The sequence below is a fragment of the Planococcus circulans genome, assembly GCF_020023385.1.
Taxonomy (GTDB): domain Bacteria; phylum Bacillota; class Bacilli; order Bacillales_A; family Planococcaceae; genus Planococcus.
Genome location: NZ_JAIQCL010000001.1, coordinates 595,076 through 610,053 on the forward strand (window position 1 = coordinate 595,076; position 14,978 = coordinate 610,053).

The following is a 14,978-nucleotide window of genomic DNA, read 5'->3' on the forward strand; positions in this document are numbered from 1 at the left end:
TACTGTATACAGAAAGTATAGAATAGACAGATTCGTTTGTATAGTAAGAATTACAATTTTCTAACAACTTCATGCGTTATTTTTGCTATAAGCTGATTACGTTTGTGGAGAATAAAGAGACGAAACTGACAAAAAACCAGGAACTGATTCCTGGTTTAAATCCTTTCTTATTCATTTGCCGCTAATGCACGGTCGATCAGATCTTTTCCGATTTGGCTTTCGTATTTATCATAAACAGACTGCGCAGCCTGGCGGAATGCGTTGCGCTGTTCGGCTGTCAGGTCGTTTACCTGCATGCCTTCAACTTTCAGCTGCTCGAGAAATTCCACATCCTGCTGCTGCGCAAGTATACGCTGTTCATCCCGGAATTCCTCGGAAGCTTCCAAGACCAATTCCTGAAGATCTGACGGCAGACTGTCGTAGAAATCATTATTGGCCAGAACGATTGCAGCTGCATAGACATGGCCGGTCAAGGTCAAATAATCCTGGACTTCGTAAAATTTGTTTGTGTAGTACAGGGAGATCGGGCATTCCATGGCATCGTAAGTTCCCTGTTGCAGGGCTGTATACAACTCGCCGAAAGCAAATGGTGAGGCATTTGCGCCGAATGCCTTAAACGTATCCGTATGCAGCGGATTTTCTAAAGTACGCAATTTCAGCCCTTCCATATCTGCAGGCGTTTCAATCGGCTGTTCGTTATTGGATACGTGCCGAAATCCGTTTTCGCCGAATACCAGACCTTTTAAATCGCTGTCTTCCAAACTGTCCAATAATTCCTGTCCCAGTTCACCGTCCAACGCACGATAAGCTGCTTCATAGTCATTAAACAGAAACGGTAAATCGAAAACCAGAAACTTGTCATTGAATGATGCCAGTGGAGCCACTGCTGGAATGGTCATTTCCAAGTTCCCCAGCTGCACAGCTTCAATCGCTTCACGGTCCGATCCGTATAATTGGCCATTTGGATACAGCTCAACGATCAGCCGTCCGCCAGACTCCTCTTCCAGTTTTTCTTTGAACTTCAAGGATTGGATGTGGGCGGAATGCTCTTCAGGCACCAGATAAGCCATTCGGATGGTGTACGTTTCTTCCCCTTCCCCTTGCTCCGTCGAAGTGGATTGATCATCGGGCCGTCCGCAGGCTGCCAGCAGAATCAGTAGAATCAATGCAAAAACAATTGGTTTTTTCATAGCTCCCCCCTGTTAGCGTTTTAACTTCTTTACCCGCATTCGAATTTAGGCTAAACCTGCAGATATCAGTTCGTATTTTTAGATAAAGGAGTTCTATCTACATGACAAATCACTGGATTATCCAATTGCAAAACACCTTAAAAGCAGATCAATATTCAACCAGCGTCAGTGAATTATACAGACATAGCCACGATGAATCCGAACATACACCTGTAGAGCCTCAAATGGTCTGTTTCCCGGAATCGACAGAAGACGTAGTGGCCATTATGGAAATTGCACGTGGGTCCGCCATCCCCATCACGCCATTCGGCATCGGTTCTGGACTGGAAGGCCAAGCGATACCTGTAATGGGGGGAATCTCCCTCAACTTCGAACGGATGAATCAGGTGGTGAAATTTTCACCGGAAGATTTATTGGTCACCGTTCAGCCGGGCATCACGCGCCTGCAGTTGAACAGCATCATCAACCGGCATGGCCTGCAATTTCCAGTCGATCCCGGTGCAGATGCCTCCATCGGCGGAATGGTCGCCAATAATGCCAGCGGAACCACCGCTGTCCGCTATGGCGTCATGCGCGATCAAATCGTTGATTTAGAAGTGGTGTTGGCAGACGGCACGCTGCTACATACTGGAACAAAGGCGAAGAAATCTTCTTCTGGCTATCATTTAACTGGTTTGTTCACCGGGTCTGAAGGAACGCTCGGCCTTATTACGGAAATCACCTTAAAGCTTCACGGGATTCCGGAACATACGATCGCTGCTAGCTGCACCTTTGAAACGCCTCACGAATGTGCAGAAGCAGCCCATATGATCCTTCTGAGCGGCATTCCCGTACAGCGCATGGAATTTGTGGACGCCTACAGCATCGGAAAAGTGAATGCCTACGGAAATTATGGATTGCCGGAAAAACATTCCCTCTTTTTTGAATTTGCCGGCATGAAGAATGCAGTCGAGGAAGAAGCCGCTTTGGCACAGGAGCTGCTTCACGATATGAATGCTGAAAACTGGCGTGTTGCGGCCGATTCAGAAGAGCGGGCGTTGATTTGGAAAGCCCGCCATGAAATGGCTTACGCTTTCAGGCACCAAGCCGGGATGACGATCACCGGTGGCGATGTCTGCGTACCGATTTCAAAACTTCCCGAACTGATTGATTTCGCGCTTGAGCTTATTGCAGAAAGCGGACTCGAAGGCGGCGCTTTAGGACATATCGGAGACGGCAATTTCCATACGACAATTTCTTACGATGCCAAAGATCCCGTTCAAAAACTAGCTGCAGAAAAGATCAACGAAAAACTCGCCTACCGCGCCATTGAACTGGAAGGCACGTGCACAGGTGAACACGGGGTCGGCCTCGGCAAAATGAAATATCAGGATGCCGAACATGGCGCGGCGATAGCCGTTATGAAAAACATGAAGCGCATGCTGGATCCAGATAACCTGTTGAACCCAGGAAAAATATTCAAATAAAAGCCAGCTGAGGAGTAGAAACCTCAGCTGGCTTTTATGTATCTGATAAAAATTTTAAAATCCAAGCCGCTCCCTGACACTCGCCGTATAGTTTTGGCTGACCGGCAAAATCGAGCCGTCCCTAAGCGTCAGTTGATAATTCGATGCAATGTCCCGGGAGATCTCTTCTATATAATTGATATTTACGATATAGGAACGATGGACCGGCAGGAAGCTGTCGGGCAATTGATGCTTCAAATTTTTCAGCGTATGGATGGAGCAGTAGGTTTCGTTATCCGTATAAAACCAGGTTTTCTTTTGGCTACTTTCAATATGGGAAACCATATCCACCGGAACCGGCCGCCATGCTTCATCGATTTTGCCTGTCAGAAACCGGATCGGCTGTTTCTTGCGGACCAGATAATCGGGCGGCAAGATGATCACCAACACCCCTTCTTTATCACCAAGCCTGATGGGATAACCGATACCATAATAGGCTGTGCCCAAAATCGACTCCTCGACGAACATTTCGATCCGCTGCCCTTCCTTTTTAGCACGCGCTGCGATACTGCCAGGAAGCACCGGTTGGCCTTCCTGAATCTGCAGGTCGTGCACCCCCGCTTTATAGTAGGTGTAGCTGCCTTCAACCGCGATCGCAATCGATGCTTCTTTCGGAATCCAATCCCCAATGATAAACCCCATCTGCTCCAACATACTGTTCTCCATCCCCGACTCCCCTTCCAAATGTGTTGTTCTCCTATACAGATCAGCGGCGGATAACTCTCCCTTTGAGCTTTATCGCCAAATAACTGTCTTTGTCGCTGAATACTCCTTTTCGTCCTGTTTGCAAGACAGTTAGAATTTTCTGTTATATATTAATATACATCAAAACAAACTGTATTAATACAGTTGCTTGAAACTTTTTTCTCAGAAAGGGATGATTTGTTTGTTGACAAAATCGACTGTGACTATAAAAGGTGAAGAAGTACCGGGAATGGAGACTATTTTAACTCCTGAAGCCTTGGACTTCATTGAAAAATTGCATAATAATTTCGATCAGCGCCGAGTCAAACTTCTGGAAAAGCGCCAAGCACGCCAAAAGGAAATCGATGGAGGAAAGAAACTCGACTTCCTGCCTGAGACGAAGCATATCCGAAAAAATAACTGGACCATCGCACCTCTTCCGGAGGACATGAAAGACAGACGCGTGGAAATTACGGGCCCGACCAACCGAAAAATGTTGATCAATGCCTTGAATTCGGGAGCTAAAATGTTTATGGCAGACCTGGAAGATGCCACTGCACCCAATTGGTTCAACGTCATTGACGGTCAGGTGAACTTACGTGATGCAGTTCGCCGCCAAATTGACTTTGAAGCTCCAGAAACCGGCAAAAAATATGCGTTGAATGAAAAGACTGCTGTCCTCATGGTTCGCCCACGCGGATGGCACCTGATGGAAAAGAATATCCACATTAACGGACAGCCAATTTCCGGAAGTCTCGTCGACTTCGGATTATACTTCTTCCATAACGCGAAGGAATTGATTGCCCGTGGAACTGGTCCCTATTTCTACCTCCCTAAACTGGAAAGCCATTTGGAAGCACGCCTTTGGAACGATGTTTTCATCTTTGCACAAGATGAACTGGAAATTCCACAAGGTACGATTCGTGCAACAGTGTTGATCGAAACCATCCTGGCTGCATTTGAAATGGATGAAATCCTTTACGAATTGCGTGATCATTCTGCCGGCCTCAATTGCGGTCGCTGGGATTATATTTTCAGTGTCATCAAACGAATGCGCAACCTGCCGGAATACATTTTCCCGGATCGCTCACAGGTGACGATGACCGTTCCATTCATGCGAGCCTACACACAGCTGTGCATCAAGACCTGCCATAAGCGCAATGCACCAGCACTCGGCGGCATGGCTGCTCAGATTCCGGTAAAAGGAAACGACGAAGCCAACGCTGCAGCGTTCCAAAAAGTTGCGGAAGACAAACGCCGGGAAGCGGTTGACGGCCACGACGGCACTTGGGTTGCACATCCTGGAATGGTTGCGATCGCTATGGAACAATTTGACGAACATATGCCGACTCCTAACCAAATCGATAAGAAACGGGAAGATGTCCAGGTAACTGCTGAGCAATTGGTTGAAGTTCCAACGGGTACGATCACCGAAGACGGCCTTCGCTCTAATATTTCAGTAGGCATCCAATACATCGCTTCCTGGTTGTCAGGCAACGGTGCCGCTCCCATCAATAACCTGATGGAAGACGCTGCGACTGCTGAAATTTCACGCTCTCAAGTGTGGCAATGGATTCGCCATCCGAAAGGAATTTTGGATGATGGCCGAAAAATCGATATTTCGTTATTCCATGAAGTCATCGAAGAAGAAGCCGCCAAGATCCAACAAGCGGTTGGCGAAGAAAGATACTCATCCGGAAATTACGCGGAAGCCCGCGAGTTGTTTACAAACCTTACCTTGCAAAGTGATTTTGCTGAATTCCTGACACTGCCTGGGTACGAAATACTAAACTAACCTATTGGAGGAGATCATGATGAAAAACACACAAACTTACGAAACTCGTTCAAAAAAGGAATGCCGGGAATGCGGATGCGAAATCAAAGAGCAACGCGAGTCAATCATCTATGAATGCGAACGCTGCATCGGAAACACAGAAGAATAGAATTGAAGAGAGGATGACCCGTTATGGGTTGTCCTTTTTTATTGATCGGAGAAATGCTTAATATTTCAGGGAATTAATGATCGAGTGCAGACAAATGATCAAAAAATTCCCCATCAGGATATTGATCCATAACAAAACCGCCCGAGTCACAACTTGGGCGGCTGAATTTATTCCTGATTGGATGATTTGAAACGGTAACGGGTATCCTCTTCGAGTTTATTGAAAACCTCGATATAACGCGTGCCGCCTTGTTCGGGCTCATCGGTTGCTTCGTCTCCATCGAGGATTTCGTCGAGCGGACGTGCTTCGGGTTCAATAATCACGGAATCGTAATCATCCATCAATCCCTGAAGCTCTTTATAGTTTTCAATATCTTTGTCTTTCTTTACTTCTTCGAATAGCCGGTCCGACTCTTCCTGTGTCAATTCGACGTAGCCCACTGTGATGCGCTGCTTTTCCATTCTAAAACCTCCAGTAACTTAATCATTCACTTCTGCTTCTATACCCTGCAGAGGAAAATCCATAAACCTGCATTTGCCATTCGCTGGAAGAAGGCCTTAATTTCCGCTATGATGGAAACAGCAGAAAAAAATTCAGAAACCGGAGTTGATCGCCTTGCGTGTAGCCATATTTGATTTTGATGGAACTTTGTATTCGAAGGAAACTTTCCAGCTGATGATGGATCATTTGAAGAACCATCCCGAGCACAGTAAACGCTACCGCCAATTTTACCGGGCTATCATGCCGCCCTATATCGGCCACAAGCTGAAAATCTATCCGGAGCGAAAGATGCGCGAACGCTCTGTTCAGGCTTACCTGTCTGCGCTGGAGACGTTCACACAACGTGAGCTTGAACAGTACTTCGGTGAGATTGCGGATCGGATGCACGGCGATATGAACCCGAATGTCGTCGAGCGCCTAAAAAACCACGTAGCCAACAACGATTACGTCATGCTCGTATCCGGCGCTTTCACCCCGCTGCTTCACGCGGTCACGAAACAATTGCCGATCAAGACCATTATCGGGACGGAGATCCTCTATAAAAACAATATTCTGGATCACCGGACGCCCGTCTCCCATATTCAAGGTCCTTTGAAAACAATCAAAATCAAAGAAGCCTTAGAAGGCCAGGACATCGACTGGGCCAACAGCTATGCCTACGGTGACAGCCACTCGGACTTGCCTGTACTCGAACTCGTCGGACATCCGGTAACCGTGCAGCCTGAACCTCGGCTGCGGACCGTCGCCGCACAGCGCAACTGGGAAATCATTTAGTATGTTAAAAAGTCTTCTTACTACATTTCGCTCTAGGCGGACGCGTTCCAGGGGCACGGCTTCTGCCGCTTCTGCCACTCTGCTCAGTCCAGTGGCTCCAGCTCGCGTTGGAAGCGAGTCGGGCTTTGCCTGGCTCGTTTGCGACGAAGCTAGCGTAGCGATGCAGGAGCACATCTTTGCCCTTCGCCGCCTTCCGCTACATTCAAAGAAGAAAGCGTTCATGAAGTGGTTAGGAGAAGCGTCCGCTCGACTCCTGCGGGAAAGCGAGACGGCCGAGACCCCGCAGAGAGCAAAGCGAACGAGGAGGCTTGGATGCGAGCCCGCGGAAAGCGAGCGGTAAGCTTCGGAAAACCACGGCTTGTTAGAAGTTTCTCGACAGCCTGAAAAAGCGAATCGCCTATGCGATTCGCTTTTTTCATTCCTCGTCTAAAGCTTCAATACAGATTTGAACGCCTTTCACCAAATCTTCATGGGACCAGCTCGGAATTCGTCCATGCTGGATTGCCAGCTCATGTGATGCCGGGATATGGATAAAACCTGAAGGCAGTCCGGGTTTATCCATATGAGCGTAATGCAGGCCTTCATACATCACGTTATTGCATAGATATGCACCCGCCGTATTGGAAATCGTCGCAGGCAGACCATTTGCAAGCAGGCTCTCGACCATTTTCCGGATGGGCAGCGTAGACAGGTATGCCGGCTCCCCTTCTTCGCAAATCGGTTCGTCGACTGGTTTATTGCCTTCGTTATCGACTGCCCCGTCCTTGACGTTGATCGCAATACGCTCTGGCGTAATCTTATAGCGCCCTGCTGCAAGTCCAAGAGAAATTATTGCATCGGGATTCTCTTCCTCAATAAAACCAAGCAATGCTGCTCCCGAGGAATTGAAGTCCACCGCCATAATCCGCCCGACAATATGGTAGTTGCCGATTACAGCACCATCCAGCTCTTCGACTATTTTCATCGTCGGATTGACTGTATAATCCAAAAATGGTTCAAAGCCCGTCAATAATAATTTCTTCATCCCATCACTCCTTACTGCTCCATTATAAACAACTCTTTTGCTGTTTCCTATCATCCATGCCCAAAGCGGCTGAAGCATAGGATGAACTATCTGAAAATATAAACTTTTTCCTTATTATGAAAAAAACTTCTCAAAGTCTTATCACTGTGTTAAAATTCATTCTAATGAATAAACATACATAAATTAGGGGGAAACATACATGATTAAGAAAAAACCATTCATCGCTTTATTCGCATCATCTGCATTATTATTAGGAGCTTGCGGCAGTGACAGCGCGAGTGAAGGATCTTCAGAAGAAAAAGAAGTGTTGAAAATGGGCACATCCGCAGAATTCCCTCCATTTGAATCACGTAATCCAGAAGGCGAGATTGTCGGATTCGACATTGACCTGGCCAATCACATTGCAGATGAACTCGGCTATGAACTTGAAATTACGGACATGAAATTTGACGGCTTGGTCGGCGCTTTGCAGAATGACCGAGTCGATATGGTCATTGCCGGTATGTCCGCAACTGACTCCCGTAGAGAAAATGTTGATTTCTCCACAGAATACAACCATTCTGGCGAAATGTTCCTGACAGCTAAAGGCTCAGAGCTTACTACACTTGAATCACTGGAAGGCAAATCCGTCGGCGTCCAGCTTGGGACGATCCAAGAGGAAGGCGCGAAAAGCATTATTGCAGATGAAGGCATCGATTTTGAATTGAAAGCACTGGACGATTCTGGTGCATTGATCCAGGAAATCCTTTCTGGTCGCATCGATGCTGCATACATGGACAAGCAAGTTGCTATGGGCTATATCGAAGCACAGGATCTTGGCGCATTCGATGATCCTACCACTTCTTCACCAGGCATGGCTGTCGCTTTCCCGAAAGGCAGTGACCTTGTCGAAGACATTAACGGCGTACTTGCCGAAATGGAAGAAAACGGCGAGTTGGATGCGTTGAAGGAAGAATGGCTGACTGACGAAGAGTAAAATTACCTTTAGAAAAGAGATGTAATAGATGAACCTGGATTTCTCACAAATCATTCCTTATATCCCTTTCATGCTGGAAGGGATATGGGCTACTTTAAAATTTGTATTTTTTGCGATCATTCTCGGAGCCATTCTTGGAACTCTGCTGGCTCTGTTTAAAATAGGCAGCATCAAACCGTTGCGATGGTTTGCCGGCGCTTATACGTCCATCTTCCGTGGAACACCGCTGATCCTCCAATTGATGATCATCTACTATTCCACTCCTCAGCTGACTGGATATGATATCTCGGCATTTCTATCCGCCATCTTGGCTTTTGGACTGAATTCATCCGCTTATATTTCGGAAATTATCCGTGCCGGCATCCAGGCAGTCGATAAAGGGCAGATGGAAGCGGCGCAAGCTCTTGGTGTCCCTTACCGTTCCATGATGAAAGACATCATTTTGCCTCAGGCTCTGAAAAATATCCTGCCAGCTTTGATGAATGAGTTCATCACCTTAACAAAAGAATCCGCCATCGTCTCAACCATCGGTTATCTCGATTTGATGAGACGCGCGCAAGTCGTTGGCTCGGACTTGTTCCGCAACTTCGAACCCCTGTTATTTGTCGGTCTTATTTATTGGTGCATGGTAATGGGCTTAACGATGATCGGCAGAGTTTTCGAACGGAGGCTGAAACAAAGTGATTGATGTAAAAAACTTGTATAAGAAATTTGGCACCAATGAAGTACTCAGTGACATCTCTACTGCCGTCACGAAAGGTGAAGTGGTATCGATCATCGGCCCTTCCGGTTCAGGAAAGTCGACTTTCCTGCGCTGCTTGAATCTGCTGGAAACCCCGACTTCCGGCACAATCGAAATCAACGGCAAGAGCTTGACGGCTTCAAAAAACAATATCCATAAAATCCGCCAGCAAATCGGCATGGTGTTTCAGCATTTTCATTTATTCCCACATTTGACGGTACTTGAAAACCTGACGTATGCACCGATGAAAGCGAAAGGCGTCAAAAAAGCGGTGGCGGAAACAAAAGCCCGGATCCTGCTGGAACGCGTTGGACTGTCCGAAAAAGAAGAAGCTTATCCGAACAGCCTGTCCGGCGGCCAGAAACAGCGCGTCGCAATTGCGCGCGCCTTGGCGATGGAACCGGAACTCATGCTGTTTGATGAACCGACATCGGCACTCGACCCCGAAATGGTCAAAGAAGTATTGGATGTCATGAAAGATTTGGCGAAATCCGGCATGACGATGGTTGTGGTGACGCATGAAATGGGCTTTGCCCGTGAAGTCGCAGACCGTGTCCTGTTCCTGGACCACGGTGTACTGGTCGAAGAAGGCCAGCCAGCCGAGTTCTTCAGCAATCCGAAAACCGAACGCGCCAAAGATTTTCTGGATAAAGTCTTGTAGCAGGTGTCCTAAGGGATGCCTGTTTTTTATGGATAGGCATTTCTCCACACTTGGATTTGTTCATTTGATGCTCAAATATGGACAGTCTGCTCCCTATCCTGCCATGTTATAATCAAATTTGGCATACATGCAGAAAACAGAGGTGGACAATGTGTTTAGAAAAATCATAATTTTACTCGGAGTCATATTTTTCATGTCGCTGATCGTCTTTACAGCCGTCATGTTCTTAAAAAATGAAGTTGAACTTTACTCAGAAAACAATGTGTCGTTAACTGTTGAAAAACCGACTTTCATTACACTCAGCGAACCTGAAGTCAGTGAGAGTGGTGCGGACCATACACAGGTTTATAATATGACCTTTCTTGGACTCGACGTTGGAACCTATACATTGGTTGATCGGTCGCTCCAAAACGGCACGTCCATCATTTTTGAAGAAATCAAAAATACCGGCTGGATCCCTTATACATTTTCGATGAACGTCAACAATCTGGAAGACGCCGACTTTAAGTCCTGGAATCCAGAACCGGCCGTCAGACTTGATGAAGCAATTTACGGTTCAGATCCTACCACCAATCCTTATGGAGTCTTCACAACGGAAAACAGCGAAATTCTGATCGGCAATGTCTATGTATCCCGCAGCCTGCAACTCGGCAACGGTGAATGGGTACGGGAACTGCGCCATGAAATTTCGGAATTTGCAGCAGAAGAAGGCGTATTGTCGAAAAACCTGTGGCTGCCTCCTAAACACTCGAGCCAGACATGGCTTATGGCCGCACAGGAACCTTTATTTGAAACAGAAGAAACTGAAGATGAGTGGATCGGATTTTCACTTGAAAACCGGCTGTCCCAATTAAACTGGCTGACGCCGGAAGGGCCGTACGTCAAGCTAGAATTGACGGACGACCCACGAACCGAACTTGCATATGGCTATATTGATAAGCGAACGGCAGATCTCACTTCCCTTGAATGGAATGAAACCTCGCCTTCCCCGTTCTTTGAATCCATGATGTTGAATGCAGAAGTCACTCAGCAATGAGACTGAAAAAAACCGTTGGAGCTGGTGCTCCAACGGTTTTTGCATGCAGGCAAAAGAATGGACATTTCACTCCAACCGAACACTTTAAGCTAAGGGCATGATTCATGCAAATGGCCATCAGAATTCCGAGCACCTTCCCTTTTCTTTTAACAGAATAATCTGTATACTGTAAGTAAGATAGATTCCGTCTTTATTGCCATATGGCTGCTTAGTATAAATAGAAGGAGGTTGGTCATAATGGAACGCAAAGTACTCGATCCACGAGAAGCTGAACTTCGTTTAGACGACGATTTCAATGCGGTTCTGAATATGATTGGCGAAGGTGCACCTGATTATGCAGCCTATGAAGAAGACGAGGTTCCAAAAGAACGGCAGCGTGAAGAAGACAAGGCGAAAGATCTTCATTGATGCCGGATGATCACCGCTCCTCATGGGAGAGGTGATTTTTTTATGCAAGAAAACCCCCGCTCTGAGAACGGGGGTTTTCTTTAGTCCATCATTTCAGCCACGTAATCGTACGACCGCAGGCGATCTTCCTGATGGAAAATCGGCGAGTTGACGATGACTTCGTTGGCCCTTGTTTTTTGGATAAAGTTTTTCAGTTTTTGTTTAACGACATCCGGTGTTCCGACAATCATGGATTCAGAATCCAATTTGTCACGGAAAATCGCAATTTCACGATCCGTCCAAACTTCTTCCAGGTTATCGATCGGTGCCTGGAATGTCGTCGGCTCCCCTCTCATCAACGAAAACATCTGCTGCTGAGAAGAAGTCGCAAGCCATTCAGCCCGCTCCTGTGTTTCTGACACAATGATATTGACGCCCAGCATCGCGTAAGGCGCCGCCAAAGCCGGAGATGGTTTAAAGTTCTGATGATACAGCTGAAGCGCCTGCATCATATAATCCGGCGCAAAATGGCTGGCGAATGAAAACGGCAGACCTTTGAGTGCCGCAAGCTGTGCACTGAACCCACTTGATCCCAGCAGCCAAAGTGGAATCTTCAAGTTGGTTCCGGGATAAGCCCGGACACGCCCTACCGGATTTTCTGAGAAGTAGTTTTCCAGCTCGGCCACCTGCTGAGGGAAATCATCTCCACTGCTCTGCAAGTTACGGCGGAGTGCATAGGCGGTCGCCTGATCACTGCCTGGCGCACGGCCTAATCCTAAATCGATGCGTCCCGGATAGATGGTTTCAAGCGTCCCAAATTGCTCCGCAATGACAAGTGGGGCATGATTCGGCAGCATGATGCCGCCGGAACCCACACGGATCGATTCCGTTGCCCCAGCAATATGTCCGATAAGGACCGATGTTGCTGAACTGCCGATGCCCGGCATATTGTGGTGTTCAGCCAACCAGTAACGGTTGAACCCTAATTTTTCAACGTGCTGAGCCAATTCCACACTGTTTTTAAACGCCTGCGCTGTTTCTGAACCTTCATTGATCGGTGCCAAATCCAGCACAGCCAATGGTATATTTTCAAATTTCTTAATTGCCATGTTTACTTCCACTCCTATCCTTTCCATTGTATCGATATTTAACTGAACCGTCCTTTTTTCTGCTCATCAACGAAAAGCGCAAGCGCCACTAGCAGATGCTAACCTAGCCACAAAAAAAGCCGAAGCAATCCGCTTCGGCTTCTAACTGGTTCTATTGAAGAAGCTTCCGTGAAGCCAAAACCGTCTGCAGAGAAGAGACAAAATGCAGGTCGAGTCCTGTCTTCAAATGGTGAAGCTGTTGGGCGTGCTGTGGTTTTATTCCTGTTACGATCCCATGGATACCCATGATCTGGAAAGTCTGCATCAGAGATTTCAAATAATCGACGCCCTCCTGCTCAAGCTTGTCCATGGCAGTGAAATCCATGATGACTGTTTCAGCATCTGTTTCATAAATCTGGTTCAATATATGGAAACGGATCACTTCAATTTTGCGGGGGTCCAGATCACCGAACAGCGGAATCAGCACATGCTTCTTTCCAAGGTTGATGCAAGGAGCGGATAGCTGCCGTACCTGCAGCAGCAGTTCTTCGGTCCGCTCCTTTTCAAGAAGCAGATCATAATTAGTTTCCTGCAGCCGTGTACGAAGACTCAGCAACTGGCCGGCTATTTCAAGGAGCCGATTGTCCTTCGGCACCAGCACAAGGTTCAAGCAGAAATCGCTGGCCCATTTGCTGTAGACATCCCCCAGAAATAATTTCTTGTCCGCAGAAACAAAATTCAATTCAAGCGGTTCAGCAGACTGATTGCTGGAAAGGAAGTTGCGTGCCTTATCCTTGCTGCCCTCATCAAGCAAATCGAGGAACGCGGAACAGTCGCCAAATAACTTCCTGGCTTCTTCAGAACATTCCACAATTGACAGTTTGCTGTTCAATTTAAAAGCGGGCAGCGGCCATTCATCAAATCGAGATACTGAAGTCATTGTCAGGTTCCTTTCCAGTCTGGATCCATTTTTTCAATTGATCCAATTCTTTTACGATGATTGTCCCTTCAGGTTCGGAAGCTGGCCAATTTGCCAGTGAAACAGCCCGTCCTCCTAAGATGATAGTCGGCTTAAAATCAAGAGCTCTGAAAGCTACAGCATATTCCTTTAAAATAGGCAGTCGATACGCGAGTGCTGCTGATAATGCGATAACTTCAGGTTGCCAGCGGTTTGCAGAGTCGATTGCGGCATCGAGCGGTAAATTCGGTCCCAAGTATTGGACCTCCCACCCGTTTTCCTTAAATAAGGAAGACACCATCTTCAACCCGATATAATGGTCTTCGCCTTCCGGCCCCAGAACCATCACTTTCTTTTTATGCGAATTTAAAGCTGGCCGACGAACTTCCGTTACCGACACAACAAAATCGCAGATGGCAGTTGCTAAATGTTCGTCCGCCACAGTAATGATATTTTTTTCCCATAGTTCTCCGATCCAATACATGGCAGGCGTCAGAACCAATTGGTAAAGCTCATCTTTAGTATGGTTCTCCAAATATGTTTGGACTAATTGCAAGGCCTGCTTTTCATCGCCAGCCAGGAATAGATCGGCCAGTTCTTTTGATTTACTGTTCATGTCACCCTCCTTAACTTTATGAAGGCCTCAACACCGCAATGGCATTCGTTAAACATCCCGTCATAAAGATCTCTTCATCCTTATCTATATTCCCCGGAAGAATCTCCAGTAAGCGCTCAAAATTATCGATAATCAATGCGGTTTCTACATTTCTGCTTGTCAGGACCGTTTCCAGCCAGATTGTGTAATCGATGAAGACCTTTTCATCGTTCAAGGAGAAAGCTGTCTCTAGGTGATCCAGGTGGTGGTGATTATCTTTTTCCGTATGTTCAAAGCCCCGATCGCCAAAACGGTCCCACAGCGTGGGATATGCTTTATATATACTTTCAGCTGTCTCGGAAGCAATTTTATTTTTGATGTCTTTATTCATTCGGCTACCACTTCGTACTGCCGTACGGTGGGAATGATTTTCGCCAGTTCCTGATCTGGGTAGTTCTTTTCCAAATCATGGATTTCCTTGAATTCCTGGCTCTTCACCCATGCCATGTAGGCAGCTTTCGTGTGCCACTCCATATGGACGGTCAATTCGTTTTTCTTCTTGGTGTTTTGGATGAGTCTGAATAAATGAAAGCCCTCCGCCAAATCCACACGGCGTGAACGCTTTTGGTATATCCCAATGACTTCCTGCGTTTTTTCAGGTGGAACAACCACTGTTGAGGTGACAATATACATTCGCTTTCCCCTTTGCATACAAATTTCATTCAATCAGTATATCACTTCGGAAAGCGAATTAAAAGAATAGCGCGGTTCTTTACAGCTACAGCCGAAGGGTTCAGCGAAGTCATCTCAGCAACCATCAGTACTGCGTCTCCCATCTATTATCTTTTTATTTCAACTATTTAAAATTTCATCCTTGCTTTCTATTGCTTAATGATTTATGATTAGAAACATCG

Annotated in this window: 18 protein-coding genes; 9 read left to right on the plus strand and 9 right to left on the minus strand. The window is 46.7% G+C overall.

Annotated elements, in window-relative coordinates; translation table 11 throughout:
- Positions 1-167: 167 nt before the first annotated feature.
- Positions 168-1,190 (minus strand): TRAP transporter substrate-binding protein, encoded by a 1,023-nt coding sequence (locus K8U60_RS02980; RefSeq protein ID WP_223634171.1) that lies wholly within the window; start codon positions 1,188-1,190, stop codon positions 168-170.
- Positions 1,191-1,291: 101 nt separating this feature from the next.
- Between K8U60_RS02980 and K8U60_RS02985 the strand changes: the two genes are divergently transcribed.
- Positions 1,292-2,656, plus strand: coding sequence for an FAD-binding oxidoreductase (locus K8U60_RS02985; protein WP_223634173.1), 1,365 nt, complete (start codon positions 1,292-1,294; stop codon positions 2,654-2,656).
- Positions 2,657-2,710: 54 nt separating this feature from the next.
- Here the strand turns inward: K8U60_RS02985 and K8U60_RS02990 are convergent, their stop codons facing one another.
- Positions 2,711-3,361, minus strand: coding sequence for a LytTR family DNA-binding domain-containing protein (locus K8U60_RS02990; protein ID WP_223634177.1), 651 nt, complete (start codon positions 3,359-3,361; stop codon positions 2,711-2,713).
- Between the two features lie 211 nt (positions 3,362-3,572).
- On the opposite strand from K8U60_RS02990, the gene aceB reads away from it, so the two are divergent.
- On the plus strand, positions 3,573-5,174 hold the full coding sequence (aceB, locus tag K8U60_RS02995) for a malate synthase A (RefSeq protein WP_223634180.1): 1,602 nt from the start codon (positions 3,573-3,575) through the stop codon (positions 5,172-5,174).
- Between the two features lie 16 nt (positions 5,175-5,190).
- Positions 5,191-5,322, plus strand: coding sequence for a YhfH family protein (locus K8U60_RS03000; RefSeq protein ID WP_223634188.1), 132 nt, complete (start codon positions 5,191-5,193; stop codon positions 5,320-5,322).
- A 167-nt stretch (positions 5,323-5,489) separates the two neighbouring features.
- Here K8U60_RS03000 and K8U60_RS03005 read toward each other — a convergent pair whose 3' ends face one another.
- Complete coding sequence (locus tag K8U60_RS03005) at positions 5,490-5,783, minus strand: hypothetical protein (protein WP_223634191.1); 294 nt, start codon at positions 5,781-5,783, stop codon at positions 5,490-5,492.
- Between the two features lie 154 nt (positions 5,784-5,937).
- On the opposite strand from K8U60_RS03005, the gene K8U60_RS03010 reads away from it, so the two are divergent.
- Positions 5,938-6,597 carry an HAD family hydrolase gene (locus tag K8U60_RS03010; protein ID WP_223634194.1) on the plus strand — a complete coding sequence of 220 codons (660 nt, stop codon included), beginning with the start codon at positions 5,938-5,940 and terminating at the stop codon, positions 6,595-6,597.
- Positions 6,598-7,012: 415 nt separating this feature from the next.
- Here K8U60_RS03010 and K8U60_RS03015 read toward each other — a convergent pair whose 3' ends face one another.
- Positions 7,013-7,621, minus strand: a complete 609-nt coding sequence (locus K8U60_RS03015) for a pyroglutamyl-peptidase I (RefSeq protein WP_223634197.1) — start codon at positions 7,619-7,621, stop codon at positions 7,013-7,015.
- 199 nt (positions 7,622-7,820) lie between these two features.
- On the opposite strand from K8U60_RS03015, the gene K8U60_RS03020 reads away from it, so the two are divergent.
- The 5 genes from K8U60_RS03020 (at position 7,821) to K8U60_RS03040 (ending at position 11,444) form a co-directional block, all read left to right on the plus strand.
- Entirely contained in the window at positions 7,821-8,597 is a 777-nt protein-coding gene (locus K8U60_RS03020) for an ABC transporter substrate-binding protein (RefSeq protein ID WP_223634200.1), read from the plus strand.
- A gap of 28 nt (positions 8,598-8,625) precedes the next feature.
- Entirely contained in the window at positions 8,626-9,285 is a 660-nt protein-coding gene (locus tag K8U60_RS03025; RefSeq protein WP_223634203.1) for an amino acid ABC transporter permease, read from the plus strand.
- Positions 9,278-10,000: an amino acid ABC transporter ATP-binding protein gene (locus K8U60_RS03030; protein ID WP_223634205.1), complete on the plus strand. Its 723-nt coding sequence runs from the start codon at positions 9,278-9,280 to the stop codon at positions 9,998-10,000. Before K8U60_RS03025 ends, K8U60_RS03030 begins: the two co-directional genes overlap by 8 nt.
- Before the next feature lie 193 nt (positions 10,001-10,193).
- Positions 10,194-11,036, plus strand: a complete 843-nt coding sequence (locus K8U60_RS03035) for a hypothetical protein (RefSeq protein ID WP_223634208.1) — start codon at positions 10,194-10,196, stop codon at positions 11,034-11,036.
- A gap of 237 nt (positions 11,037-11,273) precedes the next feature.
- A complete protein-coding gene (locus tag K8U60_RS03040) occupies positions 11,274-11,444 on the plus strand; it encodes a hypothetical protein (RefSeq protein WP_223634211.1) in 171 nt (56 codons plus the stop codon).
- Between the two features lie 80 nt (positions 11,445-11,524).
- On the opposite strand, the gene K8U60_RS03045 is transcribed toward K8U60_RS03040, so the two are convergent.
- The 5 genes from K8U60_RS03045 to K8U60_RS03065 form a co-directional block, all read right to left on the minus strand.
- The gene (locus K8U60_RS03045; protein ID WP_223634213.1) at positions 11,525-12,532 is read right to left on the minus strand and encodes an LLM class flavin-dependent oxidoreductase; all 1,008 of its coding nucleotides are present in this window, start codon (positions 12,530-12,532) and stop codon (positions 11,525-11,527) included.
- Positions 12,533-12,683: 151 nt separating this feature from the next.
- Complete coding sequence (locus K8U60_RS03050; RefSeq protein ID WP_223634216.1) at positions 12,684-13,451, minus strand: STAS domain-containing protein; 768 nt, start codon at positions 13,449-13,451, stop codon at positions 12,684-12,686.
- The gene (locus K8U60_RS03055; protein WP_223634221.1) at positions 13,429-14,085 is read right to left on the minus strand and encodes a cobalamin B12-binding domain-containing protein; all 657 of its coding nucleotides are present in this window, start codon (positions 14,083-14,085) and stop codon (positions 13,429-13,431) included. Before K8U60_RS03055 ends, K8U60_RS03050 begins: the two co-directional genes overlap by 23 nt.
- A 16-nt stretch (positions 14,086-14,101) precedes the next feature.
- Complete coding sequence (locus tag K8U60_RS03060; protein WP_223634224.1) at positions 14,102-14,455, minus strand: hypothetical protein; 354 nt, start codon at positions 14,453-14,455, stop codon at positions 14,102-14,104.
- Complete coding sequence (locus tag K8U60_RS03065; protein ID WP_223634228.1) at positions 14,452-14,757, minus strand: antibiotic biosynthesis monooxygenase family protein; 306 nt, start codon at positions 14,755-14,757, stop codon at positions 14,452-14,454. Before K8U60_RS03065 ends, K8U60_RS03060 begins: the two co-directional genes overlap by 4 nt.
- Positions 14,758-14,978: the final 221 nt, after the last annotated feature.

Bases quoted from the DNA above. Each gene is read 5' to 3' on its own strand.
- K8U60_RS03050 (WP_223634216.1), bottom strand. From the start codon at position 13,451: ATGACTTCAGTATCTCGATTTGATGAATGGCCGCTGCCCGCTTTTAAA.
- K8U60_RS03035 (WP_223634208.1), top strand. From the start codon at position 10,194: ATGTCGCTGATCGTCTTTACAGCCGTCATGTTCTTAAAAAATGAAGTT.
- K8U60_RS02980 (WP_223634171.1), bottom strand. From the start codon at position 1,190: ATGAAAAAACCAATTGTTTTTGCATTGATTCTACTGATTCTGCTGGCA.
- K8U60_RS03040 (WP_223634211.1), top strand. From the start codon at position 11,274: ATGGAACGCAAAGTACTCGATCCACGAGAAGCTGAACTTCGTTTAGAC.
- aceB (WP_223634180.1), top strand. From the start codon at position 3,573: ATGATTTGTTTGTTGACAAAATCGACTGTGACTATAAAAGGTGAAGAA.
- K8U60_RS02985 (WP_223634173.1), top strand. From the start codon at position 1,292: ATGACAAATCACTGGATTATCCAATTGCAAAACACCTTAAAAGCAGAT.
- K8U60_RS03020 (WP_223634200.1), top strand. From the start codon at position 7,821: ATGATTAAGAAAAAACCATTCATCGCTTTATTCGCATCATCTGCATTA.
- K8U60_RS03045 (WP_223634213.1), bottom strand. From the start codon at position 12,532: ATGGCAATTAAGAAATTTGAAAATATACCATTGGCTGTGCTGGATTTG.
- K8U60_RS03060 (WP_223634224.1), bottom strand. From the start codon at position 14,455: ATGAATAAAGACATCAAAAATAAAATTGCTTCCGAGACAGCTGAAAGT.
- K8U60_RS03005 (WP_223634191.1), bottom strand. From the start codon at position 5,783: ATGGAAAAGCAGCGCATCACAGTGGGCTACGTCGAATTGACACAGGAA.
- K8U60_RS03065 (WP_223634228.1), bottom strand. From the start codon at position 14,757: ATGTATATTGTCACCTCAACAGTGGTTGTTCCACCTGAAAAAACGCAG.
- K8U60_RS02990 (WP_223634177.1), bottom strand. From the start codon at position 3,361: ATGGAGAACAGTATGTTGGAGCAGATGGGGTTTATCATTGGGGATTGG.
- K8U60_RS03055 (WP_223634221.1), bottom strand. From the start codon at position 14,085: ATGAACAGTAAATCAAAAGAACTGGCCGATCTATTCCTGGCTGGCGAT.
- K8U60_RS03015 (WP_223634197.1), bottom strand. From the start codon at position 7,621: ATGAAGAAATTATTATTGACGGGCTTTGAACCATTTTTGGATTATACA.
- K8U60_RS03000 (WP_223634188.1), top strand. From the start codon at position 5,191: ATGATGAAAAACACACAAACTTACGAAACTCGTTCAAAAAAGGAATGC.
- K8U60_RS03025 (WP_223634203.1), top strand. From the start codon at position 8,626: ATGAACCTGGATTTCTCACAAATCATTCCTTATATCCCTTTCATGCTG.